We start from the raw sequence: 25,046 nt of genomic DNA, 5'->3' as shown, positions 1-25,046 counted from the left end.
GGCCGAACTACATGGATGCACTCTTCTCACTCACGTACAAATTCATCTTTTGGGGGGAGAGCGCTACGCACCCGATTGCGCCGCCCTGGCGCGTGCTGGCGGCGTTGCTCCTCCTTGCGGGCATCAGCCCGCTGCGTCGTCTTGCCTACCCAGCCCACCCCAGGACGGCCCACTCGGGCACGTTCAACTGCGGTTTCCAGGATTGGTGAGAGGACAATACGGACATGAAAGTAAAAACCCAAAGCAAAAAGGTCAATAAAGCGTGGCTGAATGACCACGTCAACGACACCTACGTCAAGCTGGCCCAGAAAGAGGGCTATCGGGCGCGGGCGGCCTACAAGCTCAAGGAAATCGATGAGACGCTGGGGCTGATCCGGCCCGGCAACTGCGTGGTGGACCTGGGCAGTGTGCCCGGCGCGTGGAGCCAGTATGCGCGGCGCAAGCTGTCGCCTTCGGGTGCGGCAGCGGGTGCGCTGAACGGACGCATCGTGGCGCTGGACATCCTGCCGATGGACCCGATCGAAGGCGTGACCTTCATCCAAGGCGATTTCCGGGAACCCGAAGTGCTACAGATTTTGGAGCAGACTTTGTCCGCTGATCAAGGGTTTACCAAGGTTGATGTGGTGATCTCCGACATGGCGCCCAACCTCTCTGGCATTGACTCGGCAGATGCCGCCCGCATTGCCCATCTGGTGGAGCTGGCGGTGGATTTTTCCGTGCAGCATCTCAAACCAGAAGGTGCGCTGGTGGCCAAGCTGTTCCACGGCGGCGCCTACAGCCCTCTGGTCAAGCTGTTCAAGGAAACCTTCAAGGTGGTCAAGCCCTTCAAACCGAAGGCCTCGCGTTCCAATTCGTCGGAAACCTTTCTGGTCGGCATGGGTCTTAAAAGCAGGCTTTCCCAAGCGACTGAGCTTGCTGAAACGCAATAAATACCGCAATCCCGCTTCAAACCAAGGGATGTCCCATACACCGCGTGCGGTTTTTGCCCTTGAAACGCCTAAAATCAGGCGCATGTGCCTTGTGTTCCTCTATCGGAGACATCCTTGAACAATCAGTGGTTTTCCAAAATTGCAATCTGGCTGGTGATCGCCATGGTGCTCTTCACCGTTTTCAAGCAATTTGATACACGCGGTGTCGCCGGTACCAATTACCTGGGGTATTCGGAGTTCCTGGAGGAAGTACGCGGCAAACGCATCAAATCCGCGACCATCGCCGAAGGCCAGGGCGGCACCGAAATCTCCGCCGTCACCACAGACGACCGCAGGGTCCGCACCACCGCCACCTACCTTGATCGCGGGCTGGTCGGCGACCTGATTGCCAACGACGTCAAGTTCGACGTCAAGCCGCGCGAAGAAGGCTCCCTGCTCATGACCCTGCTGGTCAGCTGGGGCCCGATGCTGCTGCTGATCGGTGTCTGGGTCTATTTCATGAGGCAGATGCAGGGCGGCGGCAAGGGCGGGGCGTTCAGCTTCGGCAAGTCCAAGGCCCGCATGCTGGACGAGTCCACCAATCCCGTGACTTTTGCCGACGTTGCCGGCTGCGACGAGGCCAAGGAAGAGGTCAAGGAAGTTGTCGATTTCCTGAAAGATCCTCAGAAATTCCAGAAACTCGGCGGCCGCATTCCGCGCGGCCTGCTGCTGGTCGGCCCTCCCGGCACCGGCAAGACCCTGCTCGCCAAAGGCATTGCCGGCGAGGCCAAGGTTCCCTTCTTCTCGATCTCCGGCTCCGACTTTGTTGAAATGTTTGTCGGCGTGGGCGCGGCCCGCGTGCGCGACATGTTCGACAACGCCAAGAAAAACGCCCCCTGCATCATCTTCATCGATGAAATCGACGCCGTTGGCCGCCAGCGCGGCGCTGGCCTGGGTGGTGGCAATGACGAGCGCGAGCAGACCCTGAACCAGATGCTGGTCGAGATGGACGGCTTTGAAACCAATGTCGGCGTGATCGTGGTGGCTGCCACCAACCGCCCCGACATCCTGGACGCCGCCTTGCTGCGCCCCGGCCGTTTTGACCGCCAGGTTTATGTGACGCTGCCCGACATCCGCGGCCGTGAACAGATTCTCAACGTACACATGCGCAAGGTGCCGCTCGGCCAGGACGTCAATGCCAGCGTGATCGCTCGCGGCACGCCCGGCATGTCCGGTGCCGACCTCGCCAATCTTTGCAACGAAGCTGCCCTGATGGCCGCTCGCCGCAGTGCGCGCACTGTGGAAATGCAGGACTTCGAAAAAGCCAAAGACAAGATCCTGATGGGCCCCGAGCGCAAGAGCATGGTCATGCCCGAGTCGGAGCGCCGCAACACGGCCTACCACGAGTCCGGCCATGCGCTGCTTGGCAAGATGCTGCCTAAGTGCGACCCGGTGCACAAGGTCACCATCATTCCGCGCGGCCGTGCACTGGGCGTCACCATGAGCCTGCCGGCACAAGACCGCTACAGCTATGACCGCGAATACATGCTCAGCCAGATCAGCATGTTGTTCGGCGGCCGCATTGCCGAAGAGGTGTTCATGCACCAGATGACCACCGGCGCCAGCAACGACTTCGAGCGTGCGACGGCACTGGCCAGGGACATGGTCACGCGTTACGGCATGAGCGAGGCATTGGGCCCCATGGTTTACGCCGAAAACGAGGGCGAAGTGTTCCTCGGCCGGTCGGTGACCAAAACCAACAACATGAGCGAGTCGACCTTGAAAAAAGTTGATGAGGAGGTGCGCCGCATCATCGACCAGCAGTACGCCCAGGCGCGCAAGCTGATCGAAGACAACCAGGACAAGATCCACGCCATGGCCAAAGCCTTGCTGGAATGGGAAACCATCGACGGCGATCAGCTCGACGACATCATGGCGGGCAAGGATCCGCGGCCACCGAAAGACTGGACGCCGCGCAACCCCTCCGTGGGTGGTGGTGGCCCCAGCGGCGGTACCCCGGCGGTCAGCACGGATCCGGCGCCTACAGCCGCCTGATCCCCCTTTCTCACTAAAACCGGGGCTCGTCCCCGGTTTTTCTTTGGCAGGCCTTTTCAGGGAGCACCGGATGATCTGGCAGACCTCACGCTTTTCCATCGACTTGTCCCAGCCACGCGTCATGGGCATTGTCAACGTCACGCCTGACTCGTTTTCAGACGGCGGCAAGTTCTTTTCCAAAGGCAGCGGCGAACGGGCCGCGTTCGACCATTGCGCCCGGCTCATTCAGGACGGCGCCGACATGCTCGACATCGGCGGCGAATCCAGCCGCCCCGGCGCGCCGCCGGTGCCACTGGCCGAGGAACTGGCGCGTGTGCTGCCTGTGGTGCGCCATGCCGTCACCCTGGGCGTGCCGGTCTCGGTGGACACCTACAAGCCCGAAGTGATGGAAGCCGTGCTCGACCTGGGCGCCGACATCATCAACGACATCTGGGCCCTGCGCCAGCCGGGAGCCGCCGCCGTGGTGGCGGCACACCCGGCCTGCGGCGTTTGCCTGATGCACATGCATCGCGAGCCGCAGACTATGCAGGTCGCGCCCATGGAGGGCGACGTGGTGCCGCAAGTGCTGTCTTTCCTTGCGCAGGTAGCCACAGAGCTACAGGCCCTGGGCGTGGCCGCCGGCCGCATCGTGCTGGACCCGGGCATCGGGTTCGGCAAGACCGTGGCGCAAAATTTTTCATTGCTGGCGCGCCAGCGCGAGCTGCTGTCTGCCGGTTATCCGCTGCTGGCCGGCTGGTCGCGCAAGTCCTCGTTAGCCGCGGTGACCAGCACCTCACTGGCCAGCGTCGCCCAGCTGGACATTGCCGACCGGATGGTTCCCAGCGTGACGGCGGCCGTGCTGGCCGTGGACCGCGGTGCGCGGGTGGTGCGCGTGCATGATGTGCGTGAGACGGTGCAGGCTTTGAAGGTCTGGGGCGCCGCACGCTGAGGCTTTGGCCGACACGAAAGCAGGGCAGGCCGACCTAAAATAGGCCCACATTTTCAGAACAACAAGCTTCGCAGGGACAAAACTTCATGACCAGAAAATACTTCGGCACCGACGGCATTCGCGGTACCGTGGGCCAGGCGCCCATCACGCCCGACTTTGTGCTGCGACTGGCCCACGCCGTCGGCAGGGTGCTCAAGAAAACCGAAGCGCGGCCAACGGTGGTGATCGGCAAGGACACGCGTATTTCGGGCTACATGCTGGAGAGCGCGCTCGAGTCGGGCTTCAATTCCGCCGGGGTGGATGTGGTGCTGCTCGGGCCGCTGCCGACACCGGGCGTGGCCTACCTCACACGCACGCAGCGTGCCAGCCTGGGCGTGGTGATCAGTGCCAGCCACAACGCCTTCCCCGACAATGGCATCAAGTTTTTCAGCGCCCTGGGCTGCAAGCTGCCGGACAGCTGGGAGCAGGAGGTCGAAGCCGTGCTGGAAGAAGCGCCGGTGTGGGCTGACTCGCCCAATCTGGGCAAGACGCGCCGCCTCGACGACGCTGCCGGCCGCTACATCGAATTTTGCAAAAGCACCTATGCCAGCGACCTCACGCTCAAGGGCATGAAGGTCGTGGTGGATGCCGCGCACGGCGCGGCGTATCACATTGCCCCCGAGGTCTTTCACGAGCTGGGTGCCGAGGTCATCGCCATTGGCTGCGCGCCCGACGGCATGAACATCAACCACGAGGTCGGTGCAACCCACCCCGAGGCGCTGATCAAGGCAGTCAAGGCCCATGGCGCGGATTACGGCGTGGCGCTGGACGGCGATGCCGACCGCCTGCAGCTGGTGGACGCCGAAGGCCGTCTTTTCAACGGCGACGAAGTGCTCTACCTGATGGTGGCCGAGCGTCTGGCGCGCGGCGAGGTGGTGCCTGGCGCGGTCGGTACGCTCATGACCAACATGGCGGTTGAAGTGGCCCTGAAGGCCAGGGGTGTCGAGTTCGTCCGCGCCAAGGTGGGCGACCGTTATGTGCTCGAAGAGCTTGAAAAAAGGGGCTGGCTGCTCGGCGGGGAAGGTTCCGGCCATCTGCTGGCCCTCGACAAACACAGCACCGGCGACGGCCTGATCAGTGCGCTGCAGGTACTGCAGGCCTGTGTGCGCAGCGGTAAAAGCTTGGCCCAGCTGCTGGCCGACGTCACGCTGTTTCCACAGACCCTTCTCAATGTGCGCCTGCAGCCGGGCCAGGACTGGACCAGCAACACCTTGCTGGCTTCGGAAACCAAAGCCGTGCAGGCAGAACTTGCCAATCATGGCCGCGTGCTGATCCGGGCCAGCGGCACCGAACCATTGCTGCGCGTGATGGTGGAAGCCCGCGAAGCGCGGCAGGCACTAGCCTGCGCCGAGCGCCTGGTGGCGGCGGTCAAGGCCGGCTGAATCAAATGAGTGGCGCTGCCGGCATGGCCGCGGTGCTTGCGGTTCACCGCAGCAGCCGCCACGATTTCAGCAAATTTCCAGAAGCCGCCGTCAGACTCATGGCCGGCCTGGGTGTGGAAGGTGACGCCCATGCGGGGGTGACCGTGCAGCACCGCTCGCGCGTGGCGCGTGACCCGAGCCAGCCCAATTTGCGGCAGGTGCATTTGCTGCACGCCGAACTGTTTGAAGAGCTGCAGGCCGGCGGTTTTACCGTGCGCCCCGGCGACCTCGGCGAAAACATCACCACGCGTGGGGTGGACCTGTTGGCCTTGCCTGCGGGGACACGGCTGCATCTGGGCAGCGAGGCCGTAGTGGAAATCACCGGCCTGCGCAACCCCTGCAGCCAGATTGACCGCTTCCAGCAAGGCCTGATGGCCGCCGTGCTGAAGCACGACAGCAGCGGCCAGCTGATACGCAAAGCGGGTGTGATGGGCGTGGTGCTTGCCGGCGGAGACGTCGGCGCGGGTGATGCCATCCGCATCGCGCTGCCGCCATCGCCGCACCGGCCACTGGTGCCGGTTTAGCCGATTTTTGCAGCGAAATAGGCCGCCAGCCCAATCCATGCGGGCGCAGACAGCTATAAAAAACATAGTGACTCGTCCCTTCTACAGGTGCAGGAACCATCGCCTTCAAGGCATGGCTCCACGATTCCTTTTCTACATCATTCGTGAACGCGAAGGCGAAGCGACGACAGTACAGACGTACGGCTAGCGAAGCCGACAAAGTGCACGGATGATTTAGAAATGGAATGACATGGATCAAATTTTTTCAGACCGGCTTTGCGTAAGCTTGTGCATTGCCTGAGGAGCCCTGAACATGCCGAGTCTTGAATGGTCTGATGCGCTGGCGCTTGAGCTGCCCGCCATGGATGACACCCACCGTGAATTTGTGGAGCTGCTGGCGCAAGTGGAAACGGCTGCGGACTCCGCGCTGCTGGATCACTGGCGTGTGCTGCTGGACCACACTGGCGAACACTTCACTCGGGAAGACCGCTGGATGCAGGACACACGCTTTTCGTCCACCAACTGCCACAGCGTGCAGCACAAGGTGGTGCTGCAGGTCATGCGTGAAGGCCTGTCGGCTGCCGAGGCGGGCAAGCTGGAGACGCTGCGCCATATGGCGCGCGAGCTGGCCCTCTGGTTCCCCCAGCATGCGCAGACCATGGACGCCGCGCTCGCGCTGCACCTGCGCGGCACGGGGTACGACCCGGCCACCGGTGTGGTGAGCATGCCCGAGGCTTTGCCCCGGGACATCATTCACGGTTGCGGCGGCGCCAGCTGCTCCGACGACGCACAACCCGAGCCCGCCGTTCCCACTGCCCAGGCGGCATGAACTCCGCGCCGGCCAGTACTGTGCCCGGCGTCCACGCACCGGCCGTACTGCGCCATCGCCTGCACCAGGACATCCAGGCGTTGAGCACGGGCACCCTGTTCGTGGCGTGGGCGTGGTGATGTTCGGCCATGCCGGCTTGCTGACGGGCGGCACGGCCGGCATCGCCTTCCTGGTGCACTATGCCACCGGCCTGAGCTTCGGCCTGGCATTTTTTGCCGTGAACCTGCCGTTCTACGCGTTTGCCTGGCGGCGCATGGGACCGGCCTTCACTCTCAAGACGTTTGCCGCCGTGGGCCTGCTGTCGCTTTTCAGTTGGCTGCTGCCGCAGGGCCTCGCCTTTGGCCACTTGTCGCCGGCACTGGCTGCCGTGCTGGGCGGCCTGCTGTGCGGCGCGGGCATGCTCATCGTCTTCCGTCATGGCGCCAGCCTGGGTGGCCTGAACATCGTGGTGCTTTACCTGCAGGAGCGCTTCGGCTGGCGCGCCGGCAAGGTGCAGATGGCAATGGACGGCCTGATTGTGCTGGGCGCCCTGTGGGTTACCGATTGGGACCGCGTTGCGTTGTCGGTGCTGGGTGCGGTGGTGCTGAACCTGGCGCTGGCGATCAACCACCGCCCCGGCCGCTACATGGCGATGTGAGGGCTTTTCGCCTCACATTCACAGGTAAATCACGGTTTCCCCCAATAGGATTGGGCACCGCCAGCTATCGATTGAATAGCAGGCGGCTGCCTCGCCTCGTCAGATTCAGGCCAGTGTGTAGGCCGTTTTCACGGTGGTGAAAAATTCCTGCGCATAGCGGCCCTGTTCGCGCGGGCCATAACTCGAGCCCTTGCGACCGCCGAAAGGCACGTGGTAGTCCACACCCGCCGTCGGCAGGTTGACCATGACCATGCCGGCCTGGCTGTGCCGCTTGAAATGGGTGGCGTATTTCAGCGAGGTGGTGGCAATGCCGGCCGACAGGCCGAAGGGTGTGTCGTTCGCCGTGGCCAGCGCTGCCTCGTAGTCCTTCACGCGGATCACACTGGCCACCGGGCCGAAAATTTCCTCGCGGTTGATGCGCATGGCGGGCGTGCTGTCGGTGAACAGCGCGGGTGACATGAAGTAGCCCTCGGCGCCGCTGGCGGTGTGGCACTGCACGCGGTCGCCGCCAAATGCCAGGGTCGCGCCCTCGGACTGGCCGATCTCGATGTAGCCCAGGTCCTGCTCGAGCTGAGCCTGTGAAGATACCGGCCCGATGTCGGTGCCGGCCGCCAGCGCGTCGCCGACCTTGATGCGCGCCATGCGTTCCTGCAGCGCCTTGACAAACGCCGGGTAGATGCCCTCGGTCACGATCAGGCGGCTCGAAGCCGTGCAGCGCTGGCCAGTGGAATAAAACGCGCTCTGCGCGCTCAGCTCCACCGCCTGGGCCAGGTCGGCATCGTCCAGGATGACTTGCGGGTTTTTGCCGCCCATTTCGAGCTGGACCTTCTTGAGGCTTTTGGCGCAGATCTCGGCAATGCGGCTGCCCACACCGACCGAGCCGGTGAAGCTGATGGCGTGGATGCCAGCATGGTTGACCAACGCATCGCCGATCACGCGGCCCGGGCCCATCACCAGGTTGAACACGCCGGCCGGAATGCCCGAGCGCGAAATGATTTCGGCCAGCGCCCAGGCGCTGCCCGGCACGAGGTCGGCGGGCTTGAACACCACGCAGTTGCCGAAGGCCAGCGCCGGCGCGATTTTCCAGGCCGGAATGGCGATCGGGAAATTCCAGGGCGTGATCAGGCCGACCACGCCGACCGGTTCGCGCGTGATTTCCACGCCGATGCCGGGGCGTACCGAAGGCAGCGTTTCGCCAGAAAGGCGCAGACACTCGCCCGCGAAGAACTTGAAAATCTGGCCGGCGCGAGTGGCTTCACCCATGCCTTCGGCCTTTGTTTTTCCTTCCTCGCGCGAGAGCAGTGTGCCCAGCTCTTCCCGGCGCGCCAGGATTTCCGTGCCAATCTTGTCGAGTGCGTCCGAGCGGGCCTGGATGGAGCCTGTGCTCCAGGCGGGAAAAGCCGCCTGGGCCGCGGCCACTGCGGCGTCCACCTGGGCGGCATCGCCCTGGGCGTATTCGCCGATCACGTCGGCGATGTTGGAAGGGTTGCGGTTGGCACTGGTGCCGGTACCGGCAAGCCATTGGCCATTGATCAGGTTCTTGAAGTCGTTCATGGATGTGGTTCCGAAGGGGGGGGGTGAAAGATCAATGCGGTAAAAACGCGGGGCATGGCCGCTCATCACGGCCTGCTGTTGATCGGCGGGCAGACCGCCCAGCATACGCCAGAAGGCATTCACCCGGGGCTGAAAGCTTATTGGCAAACCAGCCACCGGGGAATTGCTGGCGAACATGCAGCGCTCCCAGTCGAAGATGGCCAGAGTGTCGCGCACGATGCGGGCCTTGTCCGCGCAACAGCTGCGCGGGACGTTGCCAGAAACGGCGTGGTGCCTGATCACTCAGGGCGGCGAACCGGCCTGCCAGCCGCCACCCAGCGACTGGATCAGTGCCACGGCGGTGGTTTGCCTGTCAGCCATGGCCTGCACCAGCGCGCGGCGCGCGCTCAGCGCAGTGGCCTGGGCGGCAATCACTTCGGTGTAGCCGACCTGGCCGCTGCGGTAGCGGTTGAGCACCTGCTGCTCGACCTGGTCGGCCGCCTGCGAGGCCTGGCGGCGCAGCTCCTGCTGAGTTAGCAGGACGCGGGTTGCCGACAGCTGGTCTTCCACGTCCTGGAAAGCAGCCAGCACGGTCTGGCGATAACGCGCCACCGCCTGCTGGTGGGAAGCCTCGGTGCCTTCCACGCGGGCACCCGTGGCTCCTGCGTTGAAAAGCACCTGCGCGGCCGAGATGCCGATGGACCAGACGTTGCTGGAAGCCAGAAAGAGGTCGGCGACGCGGCTGGCGCTCGAGCCGGCAGAGGCGCTCAGCGAAAGGCTGGGGTAATAAGCGCTCTTGGCGATGCCGATCTGTTCGTTGGCCGAAGCCACACGGCGCTCGGCGGCGGCAATATCGGGGCGGCGCTGCAGCAACTCCGAAGGTATGCCAAGCGGCACCTCAGGCACCGAAGGATTCCAGGCCATGGGCGCAATCGAGAAATTGCCCGGCGCTACACCGACCAGCACGGCAATGGCGTGCTCCAGCTGGGCGCGCTGGCGCACCAGGCCGGCATCGTCAGCCTGGGCATTCGCGAGTTGTGTTTGCGCCTGCAGCACGTCGGTTTTGGCAGCGATGCCGGCGGTGTAGCGGTTCTGCGTGATCTCCAGTGCGCGCGCGTAGCCGTCAATGGTGTCCCTGAGCAGCGCTTTCTGTGCATCCGTCTGGCGCAATGAAAAATAATTGGTCGCCAGCTCGCCCTGTGCCGAGAGCCTGGCAGACGCCAGGTCGGCGGCGCTGGCCTGCTCGCCGGCTTTTGCGCCGTCCACCGCACGGCCGAGCCGGCCCCACACATCAGGCTCCCAGCTGCCGCCTATGCTGAGCTGGTAGTTGTTGCCCGTGCGTCCGCCGGTGCTTGTTGTGCTGCCGGTACTGCTGCTGCCGCCGCTGCCGGAGCGGCTGGCACCGCCGTTCAGCGCGACCGTCGGAAAAATGGATGCGCGCTGCTCGCGCACCAGGGCGCGTGCCTGGGCGTAGGCCGCCACGGCCACGGCCACGTTCTGGTTGGACACCTCAACGCGTGCGGCGAGCCCGTCAAGTACCGGGTCGCCGAACAGCGACCACCAGGGACCACGCTCCAGCGTATCGGCCGGTGCGGCCGGCACCCAGCCTTCGGCCTCCTTGTAGCGGCTGACTTCGGGTGTGGACGGGCGCTGGTAGTTGGGGCCCACGGCGCAGCCGCCGAGCACTGCCACCAGCGCGGCGGCGATGGGGTAGAAGGTCAATCTGGTTTGCATGGCTGGCCTCATTGCAGTTGCAGCGGCGCACCGGGGGGCGGCGCGCCGGAATCGTCAGGGTGGCGGCTGAGCTGGCGCTCGGATGGGCTGCGCCTGCGCAGCTTGTCGAGCAGGATGTAAACCACCGGCGTGGTCAGCAGGGTGAGGAGCTGGCTTGCAATTAGCCCGCCAATGATGGAAATGCCCAGCGGGCGGCGCAGCTCCGCGCCCTCGCCAAAGCCAATGGCCAGCGGCAGCGCGCCCAGCATGGCGGCCAGTGTGGTCATCAGGATCGGTCGAAACCGCAGCAGGCAGGCCTCGCGCACCGCTTCCACAGCCGACAGGCCGCGCGATCGCTCGGCTTCGATGGCGAAGTCGATGATCAGGATGGCGTTTTTCTTGACGATGCCGATCAACAGAAAGACACCGATCAGCGCGATGATGGAAAAATCCATCTTGAACAGCATCAGCGCCAGCACCGCACCCACGCCGGCCGAGGGCAGGGTAGACAGTACCGTGACCGGGTGCACCAGGCTTTCGTACAGGATGCCCAGCACGATATAGATCACCACCAGGGCGGCCAGGATCAGCAGCGGCTGTTCCTGCTGCGTCTGCTGCGCGTTGCGCGCCGTACCGGAAAAACTGCCGCGCACATTGGCCGGCAAGCGGATTTCCGCCTCGGCCTGTTTCACCGCATCCTGGGCTTCGCTGAGCGGAATGCCTTCTGCCAGGTTGAACGACACGGTGGTCGACAGCTCGCCGTCTTCATGGCTGATGGATGCGGCCGTGGGGTTCTCGCTGAAACGTGCAATGCTTGAGAGTGGCACCATGGTGGTCACCGATGCGCTCAGCGCCTGGCCGGAAGAGGGGTCGCGCAGGGCCGGGTTCACCACCGTGGTCGCCGTGGCCGGCGCCGCACTCGCCAGAGTCGTGCCGCCACCTCCTTTGGCAGGAACATAAATGTCTTTCAGCGATTCCGGGCTCTGGATGTAGCGCGGCGCCACGCCCATGATGACCTTGTACTGGTTCAGGTCGGCGTAAATGGTGGCCACCTGGCGCTGGCCGAAGCCGTTGTAGAGTGCGTTGTCCACATCGCGCGAGCTGATGCCCAGCCGGGCCGCACTTTCCTTGTCCACGGTAACCATGGTTTCGACGCCGTTTTCCTGCTGGTCGGTGTCCACATCGGTCAGGGCGGACTGCAGTTTCATCTGCTCGGCCAGGCGCACGGCCCAGACTTTCAGGTCGTTGTTGTTGTCGCTTTTCAAGGTGTACTGGTAGGTGGAATTGCTCGAACGCCCGCCGCCGCGCAAGTCCTGCACCGGGTTGAGAAAAATGCTGATGCCGGTGATCTGCGCCAGCTGCGGGCGCAGCCGCGCGATCACCGCCTGGCCCTTGTCGGTGCGCTGGTTCACCGGCTTGAGGTTGATGAACATGAAGCCGCCGCCGGCGCGCGAGCCGCCGGTGAAACCAACCACGGTGTCGACGGCCGGGTCGGCACGGATGATGTCCACGATGGCCTTGAGCTTGCTTTGCATGGCCTGGAAGGAAATGCTGCGGTCAGCGCGTATGCCCCCGCTGATCTGCCCGGTGTCCTGCTGCGGGAAATAGCCCTTGGGAATCGAGACAAACAGGTAGGCGTTGAGCGCAATCACCGCCACCAGGCTCAGCATCACGATGACGCGGCTGGCCAGCGCCCAGTCCAGGCAAATCTCGTAGCCGCGGTGCAGACGCCTGAAAGCGCCTTCGAACCAGCGCGCCAGCCGCCCCGGCGGTTTGGTGTGCGCGTCGGGCTTGAGCAACCAGGCGCACATCATGGGTGTGGTGGTCAATGAAATCAGCAGCGAAATCAGCACCGCCGCCGACAGCGTGACGGCAAACTCGCGGAAAAGGCGCCCGGTTTGCCCGCCCATGAAAAGCAGCGGAATGAATACCGCCACCAGCGACAGGCTGATGGACAGCACGGTAAAACCCACTTCGCGCGCACCCAGCAATGCGGCCTTGAAGCGGTCCATGCCGGCCTCGATATGCCGGCTGGTGTTTTCCAGCACCACGATGGCGTCGTCCACCACAAAGCCGGTGGCCACGGTCAGTGCCATCAGGCTCAGGTTGTTCAGGCTGAAGCCCAGAAAATACATCACGCCGAAAGTGCCGAGCAGCGAGACCACGGTGGCCACCGCGGGAATGACGGTGGCACGCGCGCTGCGCAAAAAAGCGCTGACCACCAGCACCACCAGCGCAATCGAGATCAGCAGTGTGATCTCGATCTCCTTGAGCGAGGCGCGGATGGAGTTGGTGCTGTCCGAGGCCACATGCAGCACCACGTCCTGCGGCAGCTGGGCCTGCAATTCGGGCAGCAGGTCGCGCACACCATCCACTGTGGCAATCACATTGGCGTCGGGCTGGCGCGTGACCAGCACAATGACGGCCGGCTCGCCATTGAACAGGCCCAGCGTGTTGATGTTCTCCACGCCGTCCACCACCTCGGCCACATCCCTGAGCCGGATGGCCGCGTTGTTGCGCCAAGCCACCACCAGGTCGCGGTAGTCTGCTGCCTTGCGGCCGCCACTGGCGGTATTGGCGCCCGAATAAATCTGCAACCGCTGGCCGTTGCCTTCAATCGCGCCCTTGGGCCGGTTGGCGTTGGAGGCCTGCAGTGCCGCCCTCACATCTTCCATACTGACGCCGTAGCGGTTCAGCGCAAAGGGCAGCAGGTCCACCCGCACGGCCGGCAGCGAACCACCGCCCAGTTCAACGTCACCCACGCCCTGAACCTGCGCAATTTTTTGTTGCACCAGGTTGGACACCTCGTCGTAAATCTGTCCGGGCGAACGTGTTTTGGAGGTCAGCGCCAGAATGATCACGGGCGCCGCGGCCGGGTTCGCCTTGCGGTAGGTCGGGTTGCTGCGCAAGGTGGCGGGCAGGTCGGCACGCGAGGCATTGATGGCCGCCTGCACCTCGCGCGCCGCTGCGTCGATCTTGCGGTTCAGGTCGAACTGCAGGCTGATGCGGGTTGAGCCGGTGCCGCTGGTGGAGGTCATTTCGTTGACGCCGGCAATCGTGCCCAGGCGCCGCTCCAGCGGCATCGCAACGCTACTGGCCATGGTGGAAGGGCTGGCGCCGGGCAGCGAGGCGCTGACTGAGATGACAGGAAAATCGACTTGCGGCAGCGGCGAAACCGGCAACACGAAGAACGCGCCTATGCCGGCGAGGGCCAGGCCTATGGTCAGTAGCACGGTGGCTACTGGGCGGCGGACGAAGGGTTCGGAGAGGTTCACTTTTCGCCTCCTCCGAAGGCGGGCGTTTGATGAACGTTGCTAACTCGCGATGGCGGTGGTTGGTGTGGCAAGCCGGGGGTTGCCCGGCGGCAACTCACTTTCTTTTTGCGTCGCCAAAAAGAAAGTAAGCAAAGAAAAAGGCGACCCTGCTGTCTGCGACCCCCTTCGCTGGCGCTACGGGGGCAACCTGCGGTGCTCGGTCCAGTCGGGGTCGAGCTCGAACTCGCCTGCGGCTCAGACAATCGCTCGCCCTGATCCGTCTGGACCTCCGCTCCTCGGCGCATACAGAAGGGCGGTGGGGGCGGGAGCGGATTCGGGATCGGGAGCGCAATCGCCAATGGGCTCCGGCGAAGACGCGCTTTGCGCGTCCTCGCCTCCCCGAATCCGGTTTCCTTCTTCCACCCGTCGGGCTGGGCCGAGGAGCGCAGCCGAAAGCGGATCAGGGCGAGCGATTGTCTGAGCGAAGCGAGTTCGAGCTTGACCCCGTTTTCGGCGAGCACCGGAGGTTGCCCGCAGCGAAGCGGAGGGACCCAGACCATCGGGTCGCCTTTCTTTTGGGTACTTTTCTTTGGCGACGCAAAGAAAAGTGCCTCGCCCGCCGGGGCGAGACCCGGCTTGTTGGCAGACCACACAGCGCGAGTCATCAACCATGGATCCCGGATCAGGTCCGGGATGACAACCCGCCGGAAGAGGAGGGCGTTCACACCGAAGCCCTCCGCCCAAACCTCTGTCCCATCCGATCAAACGCCAGATAAATCACCGGCGTCGTAAACAGCGTGAGCACCTGGCTGACAATCAGGCCGCCGAAGATGGCCAGGCCCAGGGGCCGGCGCAGTTCGGCGCCTTCGCCCCATCCCAGCATCAGCGGCACGGCGGCAAACAGTGCGGCCAGTGTTGTCATGAGAATCGGCCGGAAGCGCAGCAGGGCCGCCTGGTGGATCGCCTCCTGCGGCGACTTGCTTTCGCTGCGTTCGGCGTCGATGGCGAAGTCGATCATCATGATCGCGTTTTTCTTGACGATGCCGATCAGCAAAATGATGCCGATGATGCCGATCACGCCGAGGTCGGAACCGCTGATCATCAGCATCAACAGCGCGCCCACGCCGGCCGAGGGCAGGGTCGAGAGAATCGTCAGCGGGTGAATGTAGCTTTCGTACAGCACGCCGAGCACGATGTAGACACAGACCACGGCCGCCAGGATCAGCCAGAGCTGGCTGGACAGCGAGGACTGGTACGCCCCCGCTGCACCGAGGAAGGTGATGCTCACGCTGGCGGGCAGGGCAATGTCCCTGGCGGCCTGTTTGACTTCGTTCACTGCCTTGCCGAGCGAGGCGCCGGGCGCCGTGTCGAAGCCCAGCGTGGTGGCCGGGTACTGGGCCACGCGGGTGATCTGGAGCGGCGCGGGCTGCTCGGTGATGGTGGCGATGCTGGCCAGCGGCGTGGTGGTACCCGAGCCGGTTTTCAGCGGCAGGTTGCCCAGCGACGCCGCCGTCATCAGCGGGTCGGGCATGGCTTCCAGGATCACGCGGTACTGGTTGGTCTCGGTAAAAATGGTCGAGACGATGCGCTGGCCAAAGGCGCTGTACAGCGCGTCGTCAATCGATGAGGTGGTCACGCCCAGGCGCGAAGCGGTGTCCCGGTCTACCGAGATATAGGCCGAGGCTCCCGTGGCACCAGCGTCCGATGCGATGTTGCGCAGGGCCGGCAACTGCTGCATGCGCTGCGCCAGCTTGGTGGCCCACAGGGCCACCGTGGGATTGTCAGAGCCTTCGACCGACACGCGGAACTGCGTCGGCCCGGTTTCGGCGTCTATGGTCAGGTCCTGCGTGGGCTGCAGGTACATGGTGACGCCGGCCACCGTGGCGGCGCGGCGCTGCAGCCGGTCCATGGTTTCCTGCTGGCTGGTGGTGCGCTCACTCTTGAGGTTGATCAGCATACGGCCGGTGTGCAGCATGGTGTTGTTGGCCGCGTCCACGCCGATGAAAGAACTCAGGCTGGCCACATCCGGGTCTTCCAGGATGGCACGGGCCGCCGCCTGTTGCAGCTCGGCCATGCGCGCATAAGAGACCGATTGGGCGGTTTCTATCCGGGCCTGCAGCTGACCGGTGTCCTGTGTCGGGAACAGGCCTTTGGGAATCAGCACATACAGCAGCACGGTGAGCACCAGGGTGGCCAATGCCACCACCAGCGTGGCGCCCTGGTGCCGCAGCACCCAGCTGAGCCACTGGTCGTAACGCGTGATCACGCCTTCGAAAAATTTCTGCAGCTTCGCGCCGGTCGGGCTGCTGTCGGTTTCCGGCTCGTGCTTGAGCCATCTGGCCGACATCATCGGCACCAGCGTGAGCGAAACGACGGCCGAGATCAGGATGGTGATGGCCAGCGTGACGGCAAACTCGCGGAACAGCCGCCCGACCACGTCGCCCATGAACAGCAACGGAATCAGCACCGCGATCAGCGAGACCGTTAGCGAGATGATGGTGAAGCCGATCTGCTGCGCCCCCTTGAGCGCAGCGGCCATGGGTGCCTCGCCTTTTTCAATGTAGCGCGAGATGTTTTCTATCATCACGATGGCATCGTCCACGACGAAACCGGTGGCAATCGTCAACGCCATCAGGCTCAGGTTGTTCAGGCTGTAGCCCAGCAGATACATCGCGCCGCAGGTGCCTATCAGCGAGATAGGCACCGCCAGGCTGGCGATCACGGTGGCGCGGATGTTGCGCAAAAAGGCAAAAATAACCAGCACCACCATCACCACGGCCAGCAGCAGTTCGATCTCGACATGCAGCACCGAGGCGCGGATACCGGTGGTGCGGTCGCTCAGCACATCGATGTTCACTGAGGTCGGGAGGCCGGCCTCCAGCTCGGGCAGGCGCGCTTTGATGGCGTCCACTGTGGCAATCACGTTGGCGCCGGGCTGGCGCTGGACGTTCAGGATGATCGCGGGTTTCAGTCCAGACCAGGCACCGAGCTTGACGTTCTCGGCGCTGTCCACTACTTGGGCCACATCGGTCACGCGCACCGCCGCGCCGTTGCGCCAGGCGATGATCAGGTTTTTATAGTCGGGCGCTGCCAGCAGCTGGTCATTGGAATTGATGGAATACGAACGCGTTGGCCCGTCGATGCTGCCCTTGGCCGCGTTGGCATTCGCGGCGCTGATGGCGGTGCGCAGCGAGTCCAGCCCGAGGCCGTAAGAGGCAAGCGCACGCGTGTCCGCCTGGATGCGCACCGCCGGGCGCTGGCCGCCGCTGAGCGACACCAGGCCCACACCGTTAACCTGGCTAATCTTGAGCGCCAGCCGGGTGTTGACGATGTTCTGCACTTCTGTCAGCGGCAGGCTGTCGGAGGTGATGGCCAGCGTGAGCACCGGCGCGTCGGCCGGATTCACCTTGGCGTAAACCGGCGGCGCCGGCAGATCGGCCGGCAACAGCGAGCCGCCGGCGTTGATGGCGGCCTGCACCTGCTGCTCGGCCACATCCAGCGCCAAGCCCAGGCCGAACTGCAGGGTGACGATGGAGACGCCGGCCGCGCTGGTGGAGCTCAGGCGCTGCAGGCCGGCCATCTGGCCGAACTGGCGCTCCAGCGGCGCGGTGACGGTTTGCGCCATCACCTCGGGGCTGGCGCCGGGATACAGCGTCTGCACCTGGATGGTCGGGTAGTCCACTTGCGGCAGCGCTGACAGCGGCAGGAATTTGAAGCCGACCAGGCCGGCCAGCACGATGGCGACCATCAGCAGCGCGGTGGCTACTGGACGCAGGATGAACGGACTGGATGGGCTCATGGGTGCGGCCGCCCGGCAACCGTCATTGGGCAGGCGCGGCGGAACCCTGGCGCCGCCGCTCCCTGATCTGCTGCCAGCGCGCAATGGCCGCGGCGTCGCCGCGGTCTATCTGCTCCAGCAGGGTTTTGCGTCGGGCCAAGGCTTCCGGGTCGTCCTTGACCTGGTCCAGGAAGCGCTGACGCTGCTGCGCCGTGGGAGCTTCGAATGCGGCAGCAGGCGCCTGGGCTGCCGGGCCGGGTGCAGAGGCCCCGGCGGCAGGTGCCGCGCTGGCTGGCGTGGCAGTGTCCCCGCGTGGCGCGGATGCTGCGCCCTGGGGCCGGCGCCCCCCCTGGCGGGCGCCAGCGCCGCCCGGTGCATCGCCCGGTAGCACCACGCGCGCCCCGTCTTTCAAGCGGTCGGCCCCTTCGGTGATGACGCGCTCGCCTGCAGCCAGGCCGGAGCTGATCACGATCTTGTCCACGGTGGCCGGGCCGCGCTTGACCGGCCGCAGGCTCACTGTGCGTTCAGCCGCGTTGAGCACATAGACATAGTCGCCGCTGGCGCCCAGGCGCACCGCAGTTACTGGCACCACCACAGCGTTTTCAATCGTCCGCACCAGCAACTGCACGTTGACAAACTGGCTGGGAAAAAGAGCGAGCTTGCTGTTGGCAAAACGCGCCTTGGCCTTGACCGTGCCGGTGGTCGTGTCCACCTGGTTGTCGAGTGAGGCGAACACGCCGGTGTCCAGCACGGTGGCGCGCGTGCGGTCCAGCGCGCTGACCCTCATCTGGGCGCCCGAGGCGGCGGTTTGCTGCAGCTCGCCCACCTGGTCCTGCGGAATGGAAAACACCACGTCGATCGGCATGACCTGGGTGATCAGGGCAATGCCATTGGCATCGCTGGGGCTCACCACATTGCCGATGTCCACCGCACGCAGGCCAACGCGGCCGCTGACCGGTGCCACCACGCGGGTGTAGCCGAGGTTCAGGCGGGCAGCGCCCTCGTTGGCCTTGTCGATGACAACGGTGCCTTCGAGCTGTTTGACCAGGGCGGCCTGCGAGTCCACTTCCTGGCGAGCAATCGAGTCCTGCCCCAGCAGCGTCCTGAAGCGCTGCAGCGTGACACGGGCGCTGTCGAGCTGTGCCTCGTCGCGCTGGCGCTGGCCGCTGGCCTGCTGCAGCGCGAGTTCGAACTGGCGCGGGTCGATGATGGCCATCAGTTCGCCGGCCTTGACCATCTGGCCTTCCTTGAACAGCACCTTCTGCATCACCCCGGTGACTTGCGGGCGCACCCGCACCGTGGCCTGCGGCGTGACGGTGCCCAGCGCGTCCAGGAGGATGGGAATGCTGGTTTTCTCGGCAGTGGCAACGCCGACCGTGGTGGCCGGTGCGCCGCGGCGGCCGCCGCCGCCGGGTGCACCCGGGCCGGTGGCGCTGGCCGTGTCGGATGCAGGGCGGGTCAGGTGCCAGGCCAGCCAGCCGATACCGGCCAGGACCAGCACGGCGATGACGCTGCCGATAAAGATGGCGCGGCGGCTCAGGTGTTTGCGTGGGGGAGTGTCGGGGCCAGGGGGCGGTGCCTCAAGTTTCGAGTCCATCAGCTGTCCTTGTTGCCTGCCGCTGGGGAGCGCGGCATTGTTGTGTTTTGATGGATGATGGCGCCAGCGCCGTTTGCACGGTGCCGGCGCGTATCTTCAGCCAGCGTCAGGAATTATCACTGCTAGTTTTCATGGGCAGGTGTAGGGCTCGAAAGAGCCAAGTAAAGGTCCTGTAAAGAGAAGCGGCGCGCCCGCCAAGGGGAGGTGAAGCCCCGGCCCATGACCGTGGGGTAAACCACATTGCTATCACATTCATAGCCGTTTGTGCCCGTTCCGCCTGGGCTGGAGGCCGATTTGATGCATGAAACCGCGGCGCCGGCCTGCAGCGGAGGGTGATGCCGTGCTTAAAATCCGGTCTCCCTCCTGTTCTTCCAAGGCCTCCCACGTGACCGATACCGCCGCCCCCGACCTGCGCATCTGCCGCGCTGACTACCACCATTCCGTGCATGCCGACGCGCTGGTGTTCCTGCTCGACGCCTATGCGCGCGATACTGCCGGCGGCGGCAAACCGTTGAGCGAGTTTGTAAAAACCCATCTGGTGGAGGAGCTTGCTGCGCGGCCGCAGGCCTTCAGCGTGTTGGCCTTTGACGGTGCGCAGCCGGTCGGGCTGGTCAACTGCATCGAGGGCTTTTCCACCTTTGCCTGCCGGCCGCTGGTGAATGCGCACGACGTGGTGGTGCTGGCCAGCCACCGTGGCCGGCGTGTCGGCGCGCAGATGCTGGCGCTGGTTGGAGAGATCGCGCGTGAACGCGGCGCCTGCAAGCTGACGCTGGAAGTGCTGCAGGGCAACCGCAGCGCCATCACGCTCTACGAACGCATCGGTTTCGCCGGCTACCAGCTGGACCCGGCCCTGGGCCAGGCGCAGTTTCTGCAGAAGTGGCTGGCCTGAGGAAGCTCCTTCCCGTCAGACCGGTGCAGAAGTGCTATGAAAAATATAGCTTCTGGCGCCCATAGGTAAAGGGCTGGAGGCCGATTTCATGCATGGCGCAGCGCAAACCAGTGCGGCGTGCGGTTGATGATGGCCACCAGTGACAGCATCACCGGCACCTCGACCAGCACGCCGACCACCGTGGCCAGCGCCGCGCCGGAGTTCAGGCCGAACAGCGAAATCGCCACCGCGACGGCCAGCTCGAAAAAGTTGGACGTGCCAATCAGGCAGGCAGGGCCAGCCACGTTGTGCGGCAGCTTGAGCGCCCTGGCCGCGACGTAGGCGATGATGAAAATGCCGTAGCTCTGCACGATCAGCGGCACCGCGATCATGGCAATCACCAGCGGCCTGGCCACAATGGTTTCGGCCTGGAAGCCGAACAGCAGCACCACGGTGGCAATCAGCCCGATGACGGACCACGGCTTGAGTTTTGCCACGAAGTCGGCCACCGCGTGGGTGGAGCGGCGCTGCAGCACATGCCGCGTCGCCATACCGGCTGCCAGCGGCAGCACCACGTACAGCACGGTGGAAAGCACCAGGGTTTCCCACGGCACCGTGATGTTGGTCACGCCCAGCAAAAAGGCGGCAATCGGCGCAAAGGCGACCACCATGATCAGATCGTTGACGGACACCTGCACGAGGGTGTAGTTGGCGTCGCCCTTGACCAGTTGGCTCCAGACAAACACCATGGCCGTGCAGGGCGCCACGCCCAGCAGGATCATGCCGGCGATGTATTCGCTGGCGGACTGCGGGTCCACCCAGGGCGCAAAAATGTACTGGAAAAACAGCACGCCCAGCGCGGCCATGGTGAAGGGCTTGATGAGCCAGTTGACCACCAGCGTGAGGATCAGGCCGCGCGGCTTCTTGCCCACGTCTTTCACGGCGGTCCAGTCGATCTGGATCATCATCGGGTAAATCATCACCCAGATGAACGCCGCCACCACCAGGTTCACATGCGCGATCTCCAGTCCGGCAATGCCCTGGAAGGCTGCCGGCACTAGCAGGCCCAGCCCGACGCCGGCAAAAATGCCCAGCGCCACCCAGACGGTCAGATAACGTTCAAACAATCCCATGATTTTTCTTTTACCTTTTCTTTTGTTGCGGGTACCCAAGCCTGGCCGGCGCTGATGTTCCCGGTGTCACGATTTGCAGCATGCGGGGCTGAACATAGAAAGCATCTGTGCGAAGTAGGGCTTGTGCGAGGGGTAAGAACTGCCGGAATACAAGCCGACGACGCGCGGTTCGGCGGACTGCTTCGGGTGGTGAAAAGTACCGAACACCAGGTCCCAGACGATCAGGGCGCTGCCGTAGTTGGTGTTGCCTTCTTCGCGCCTGCTTGAATGGTGCCAGCGGTGCAACTGGTTGGTGCTGATGAAGTAGTTGAGCCAGCCGTGGCGCAAATCCAGATTGACGTGCTGCAGCATCAGGATGGGTTGGCTGAAGGCCACATAAGCCAGCAAAGCCTGCGCAGAGAAACCCAGCAACATCAGCGGGATGATGCTCATGCAGTGATTGATGAGGTAGTTGAGCGGATGAAAACGGAAATTGTTGACCGAGTACAAACGCTCGCTGCTGTGGTGCAGGGCATGCAACCACCACAGGCGCGGGCTGCTGTGGTGCCAGCGATGCGCCCAGTATTTGCCAAGCTCTGCGAGCAGGGTTGCCAGCAACACCTGCAGCACAAACGGCATGCCATACAGCCAGCCAGCCGCCGGCCCCGCAGCCTCATCCCATGCCCAGATCACCACCAGCGGCGAAAGCACTTTCAGCGCCGGTTGCACAAGGCCTGCCAGAAAACCGAAACTGAGCCAGTCGGTCCAGCCGTCGCTGCGGCCCTGGTTCCAGGACGGGCGGTGCGGCATAAGGCGTTCCAGCGCCATGGCCACCAGCAGGGTGGCCATGTTGGCAATCAGGATCGCCAGTTCCAGGTCACCCCCGGTGTGGCGTGCATGCAGGAAGCTGCCGACGCTGATCAGGATGGAGATGGGCAACAGCAAGGTCAGGATGAAGGTTTGCACAAAAGATGTCTCTGGTTTGATGGGGTTCATGGCAGGTCATGGATTGCGGGCAGGCCCGTCATGGCAAGCATGAGCGGTCTTTTCATGGTCGCGCGGTGTCCGTGCGTACATGGCCCGCCCTGGGGTTTAGCAAACTGCACCAGCTGGCATGGCGCGGGGGCCTGCGCCGCCCGGCACGACCGTTGGCGGTGCAGGCAACACCACTACCGGCGAAAAGCCGCCACCGGCCGTGCGGAAATTGGTGGTCTGGCCGGTATAGGTGCGCGCGGCCAGCAACTGCACCTGGCCGCGGAAGGTGTAGGCACGCAGGTCCAGTTTCAGGCGGGTCGGCACGCCATCCACATCGACCAGGCGTTCACTGGGTGGCACCAGGGCCTGCGCAATAAAGCCGCCGGCGAGGATGTCGGCCCACACGCCGCGTGTGAGCTTGTCGCCGCGGTAGGCGGCCTTGGCGCCGTAACCCGCCACCGGCTTGAAGAAGAGCTGGCGCCGCCGGGCCCACAGTTCATCGGCATGCTCTGCGGTTGCCAGTTCGGTGTGCGGCACCACGGCTTGCAGGATGCGTCGGTCTTCGTCGCTGATGCCCCACGAGGCCAGCAGCGCATCGTTGCCCAGAGTGATGAGATTGCGTTTGTCGGCAAACAGCGCGTGTGCACGCGGGTGCGGCGTCACCACGGCCGCGCCGGCCACATAGGCGCTGCGCAGGGCCGCGTGGCTTGCATCGGAAAGGCTGAAGTCCGTCAGGCGGTTGTAGACCAGATCGACCGCGATGCCCGGCAGGGCCGGGTGCCACAGCTCGCCGTCTTTCCATTGCAGATCGCGTGCGTCGCCCACAGCAGCCGTGATGCCATGCGCGATGAACAATTGCCGGGCCAGTGCAAATTCAGGCGCCATGTATTGCGCTTCCGGCGCGTCGTCGGTGATCAATACGGTGCGCAGTGGCTGCGTGCCACGTTGCGCCCGCCACTCGGCGCGGAACATGTCCACGAAGGTCTGGTTGATTTGCGGCAGGTCGCCGGACGCATCCATCAGGCCCTGCATCGGCTCGCAGCATTCGCGGTGGGCGCGCGCCAGTGCAGCGTTAAGCAGCGCGCCGCCCGCGTTAGTGTTGATCTCGATCAGCCGCGGGCCGTCTTCACCCAGGTGAAAGTCGTAGCCCATGAAAACGCCCGTGGGCCCGAAGTCGTGTTGGGCGGTTTCGGGGGCATGGGCCAGCGCGAGCTGCTGGTAGGCGGGCAGGGCGACCACGCGTTCGATGGCCGCAATCGTCTGGCCCAGGGTGGCGCGCATGCCAGGGTCCACAAACACCGCGGTTTCAGAAAACAGGTGCGGGTGGGTGGTGGCCAGCCCGTCCAGCATGCCTTGCAGGCAGGGGTCGGTTTCCAGCTGCTTGCGCAGGCGGTCGGGGCTCAGGGTGCGGCACAGGCAGCCCAGGTTCAATGTTTCGGCGAGGTTCATGACGCGCCCCGGTCAGCAGGCAGCGCAGGAAGCGCTGTCGGCCACTTCGCAGGCCTCGCCCTGGCAGCAATGCTCCGTCATGTAGTTCATGAGCGCCACCATGTGGCCGAAGTTGGCGCGGTAAATCAGGTTGCGGCCGCGCGGCTCGCTGCTGACCAGGCCGGAATTTGCCAGTTCCTTGAGGTGAAAAGACAGCGCGCTGGGTGCCACCTCCAGCTGCTCGGCAATGACACCCGGCGTCAGTCCGTCCTGCCCGGCGACCACCAGCGCGCGGAAAGTGCGCAGGCGCTGGGCCTGGGCCAGCGCGGCCAGGGCTTTTACTGCAGCGGTTTCGTCCAGAGATTTTGTTTTCATAATTCAAATATAATTGAATTATTAAATTGAAACAAGCAAACAAGGAAAAAAAGCATGGCCGACATCAAGATTTACCACAACCCCCAGTGCGGCACCTCCCGCAACACCCTGGCGCTGATCCGCAACAGCGGTGAGGAGCCCGAAGTGATCGAATACCTGAAGACGCCGCCCGACCGTGAAACCCTGAAGCAGCTCGTGGCAGACATGGGCATTCCCGTGCGTAAGCTACTCAGGCAAAAGGGCACGCCCTACGAAGAACTGAAGCTCAGCGACCCCGCACTCAGCGACGAGCAACTGCTAGCCGCCATGCTCGCCCACCCCATCCTGATGAATCGCCCCATCGTGGTGACGCCACTGGGCACCCGCCTGTGCCGGCCGTCCGAAGCCGTGCTCGACATCCTGCCAGCGCCGCAGCAGGGCGCCTTCACCAAGGAAGACGGCGAGCAGGTTATCAACGACAAGGGGGAGCGTGTTGTCGGCGCTTGACGATCTTCCCAACATTGGCAAAGACCGTTTGCGCTAGTGCAGCAGCAGTTTGCACGGATAACTGTAGTTATATACAGTATCGTGACTGGGTGCACTGTTGTCCCTGGAATTACAAACGAGGAAACAAATGTTCAAAGGAAGTTGCTGCTGCGGCGCCATACGCTTCACTCTGATGGTCCCACCCACCATGATGGGCACTTGCCACTGCACCCGGTGCCGAAAGGTAGGGGCCAGCACCTTTGTGTTTGTTAAACGAGAGGCTTTCACGCTGGATGCCGGAGCGGAGTGTGTTGCCACCTACGCTCCCGAGTCACCTTACAAATTCAAGCGATGTTTTTGCAGCAAGTGCGGCACAGCGCTTGGCGAGATCAATTCACCCGACGAGTCTTTTCCTGTTGCGGCCAATTGCTTTGACGAAGAAATCCCTACAACAAACCTGTTCCACGAGTTTGTGAGCGAGAAGCCAAACTGGTACAGCATCTGCGATGATGCGAAGCAGTTTTCCGGCCACCCCCACAAATAATGCATAGGTATCTTTGCGGGGCAGAGGCCCTTTCTGGGTGAGCGCGAACAGCTATTGAATTAGTAGCGCGACTGAATGCCTCAA

General features: G+C 64.0%; 19 protein-coding genes. 10 read left to right on the top strand and 9 right to left on the bottom strand.

What is annotated here, in order from left to right; all coding sequences use genetic code 11:
* The first annotated feature begins 224 nt into the window (after nt 1-224).
* The 7 genes from ABI660_RS00425 to ABI660_RS00395 all read left to right on the top strand — a co-directional run bounded on the left by ABI660_RS00425 (nt 225) and on the right by ABI660_RS00395 (nt 7,320).
* Entirely contained in the window at nt 225-929 is a 705-nt protein-coding gene (locus tag ABI660_RS00425) for an RlmE family RNA methyltransferase (protein ID WP_348063827.1), read from the top strand.
* 114 nt (nt 930-1,043) lie between these two features.
* The gene (gene ftsH / locus ABI660_RS00420) at nt 1,044-2,963 is read left to right on the top strand and encodes an ATP-dependent zinc metalloprotease FtsH (RefSeq protein ID WP_348063825.1); all 1,920 of its coding nucleotides are present in this window, start codon (nt 1,044-1,046) and stop codon (nt 2,961-2,963) included.
* Nucleotides 2,964-3,033: 70 nt separating this feature from the next.
* Nucleotides 3,034-3,891 carry a dihydropteroate synthase gene (gene folP, locus ABI660_RS00415; protein WP_348063823.1) on the top strand — a complete coding sequence of 286 codons (858 nt, stop codon included), beginning with the start codon at nt 3,034-3,036 and terminating at the stop codon, nt 3,889-3,891.
* Nucleotides 3,892-3,977: 86 nt separating this feature from the next.
* On the top strand, nt 3,978-5,312 hold the full coding sequence (gene glmM / locus ABI660_RS00410; protein WP_348063821.1) for a phosphoglucosamine mutase: 1,335 nt from the start codon (nt 3,978-3,980) through the stop codon (nt 5,310-5,312).
* 5 nt (nt 5,313-5,317) lie between these two features.
* On the top strand, nt 5,318-5,875 hold the full coding sequence (locus ABI660_RS00405) for an MOSC domain-containing protein (RefSeq protein WP_348063819.1): 558 nt from the start codon (nt 5,318-5,320) through the stop codon (nt 5,873-5,875).
* Nucleotides 5,876-6,167: 292 nt separating this feature from the next.
* Nucleotides 6,168-6,683, top strand: a complete 516-nt coding sequence (locus ABI660_RS00400; protein WP_348063817.1) for a hemerythrin domain-containing protein — start codon at nt 6,168-6,170, stop codon at nt 6,681-6,683.
* Nucleotides 6,684-6,789: 106 nt separating this feature from the next.
* Nucleotides 6,790-7,320 (top strand): YitT family protein, encoded by a 531-nt coding sequence (locus ABI660_RS00395; protein ID WP_348063815.1) that lies wholly within the window; start codon nt 6,790-6,792, stop codon nt 7,318-7,320.
* Between the two features lie 105 nt (nt 7,321-7,425).
* On the opposite strand, the gene ABI660_RS00390 is transcribed toward ABI660_RS00395, so the two are convergent.
* The 5 genes from ABI660_RS00390 to ABI660_RS00370 all read right to left on the bottom strand — a co-directional run bounded on the left by ABI660_RS00390 (nt 7,426) and on the right by ABI660_RS00370 (nt 19,195).
* A complete protein-coding gene (locus ABI660_RS00390) occupies nt 7,426-9,156 on the bottom strand; it encodes an aldehyde dehydrogenase family protein (protein WP_348063813.1) in 1,731 nt (576 codons plus the stop codon).
* The gene (locus ABI660_RS00385; protein ID WP_348063811.1) at nt 9,157-10,587 is read right to left on the bottom strand and encodes an efflux transporter outer membrane subunit; all 1,431 of its coding nucleotides are present in this window, start codon (nt 10,585-10,587) and stop codon (nt 9,157-9,159) included. It lies immediately after the preceding gene.
* A gap of 8 nt (nt 10,588-10,595) precedes the next feature.
* On the bottom strand, nt 10,596-13,841 hold the full coding sequence (locus ABI660_RS00380; protein ID WP_348063809.1) for an efflux RND transporter permease subunit: 3,246 nt from the start codon (nt 13,839-13,841) through the stop codon (nt 10,596-10,598).
* Nucleotides 13,842-14,541: 700 nt separating this feature from the next.
* Nucleotides 14,542-17,619, bottom strand: a complete 3,078-nt coding sequence (locus ABI660_RS00375) for an efflux RND transporter permease subunit (protein ID WP_348063807.1) — start codon at nt 17,617-17,619, stop codon at nt 14,542-14,544.
* A gap of 22 nt (nt 17,620-17,641) precedes the next feature.
* Complete coding sequence (locus tag ABI660_RS00370; RefSeq protein WP_348063805.1) at nt 17,642-19,195, bottom strand: efflux RND transporter periplasmic adaptor subunit; 1,554 nt, start codon at nt 19,193-19,195, stop codon at nt 17,642-17,644.
* A 385-nt stretch (nt 19,196-19,580) separates the two neighbouring features.
* Between ABI660_RS00370 and ABI660_RS00365 the strand changes: the two genes are divergently transcribed.
* Nucleotides 19,581-20,084 (top strand): GNAT family N-acetyltransferase, encoded by a 504-nt coding sequence (locus ABI660_RS00365; RefSeq protein WP_348063803.1) that lies wholly within the window; start codon nt 19,581-19,583, stop codon nt 20,082-20,084.
* Between the two features lie 86 nt (nt 20,085-20,170).
* On the opposite strand, the gene arsB is transcribed toward ABI660_RS00365, so the two are convergent.
* The 4 genes from arsB to ABI660_RS00345 form a co-directional block, all read right to left on the bottom strand.
* Nucleotides 20,171-21,196, bottom strand: a complete 1,026-nt coding sequence (gene arsB, locus ABI660_RS00360; protein WP_348063801.1) for an ACR3 family arsenite efflux transporter — start codon at nt 21,194-21,196, stop codon at nt 20,171-20,173.
* Between the two features lie 66 nt (nt 21,197-21,262).
* Nucleotides 21,263-22,171, bottom strand: a complete 909-nt coding sequence (locus ABI660_RS00355) for a sterol desaturase family protein (RefSeq protein ID WP_348063799.1) — start codon at nt 22,169-22,171, stop codon at nt 21,263-21,265.
* A 96-nt stretch (nt 22,172-22,267) separates the two neighbouring features.
* Nucleotides 22,268-23,599 carry a hypothetical protein gene (locus ABI660_RS00350; RefSeq protein ID WP_348063797.1) on the bottom strand — a complete coding sequence of 444 codons (1,332 nt, stop codon included), beginning with the start codon at nt 23,597-23,599 and terminating at the stop codon, nt 22,268-22,270.
* Nucleotides 23,600-23,611: 12 nt separating this feature from the next.
* Complete coding sequence (locus ABI660_RS00345) at nt 23,612-23,953, bottom strand: metalloregulator ArsR/SmtB family transcription factor (protein ID WP_348063795.1); 342 nt, start codon at nt 23,951-23,953, stop codon at nt 23,612-23,614.
* A 54-nt stretch (nt 23,954-24,007) separates the two neighbouring features.
* Between ABI660_RS00345 and arsC the strand changes: the two genes are divergently transcribed.
* Together arsC and ABI660_RS00335 are read left to right on the top strand one after the other, a co-directional pair.
* Nucleotides 24,008-24,439: an arsenate reductase (glutaredoxin) gene (arsC, locus tag ABI660_RS00340; protein ID WP_348063793.1), complete on the top strand. Its 432-nt coding sequence runs from the start codon at nt 24,008-24,010 to the stop codon at nt 24,437-24,439.
* 127 nt (nt 24,440-24,566) lie between these two features.
* Nucleotides 24,567-24,962 (top strand): GFA family protein, encoded by a 396-nt coding sequence (locus ABI660_RS00335; RefSeq protein WP_348063791.1) that lies wholly within the window; start codon nt 24,567-24,569, stop codon nt 24,960-24,962.
* The last annotated feature ends 84 nt before the right edge of the window (nt 24,963-25,046 follow it).

The organism is Polaromonas sp. (genome assembly GCF_039930745.1).
GTDB lineage: Bacteria > Pseudomonadota > Gammaproteobacteria > Burkholderiales > Burkholderiaceae_C > Polaromonas.
This window is presented reverse-complemented; position numbering and strand designations above follow the sequence as displayed.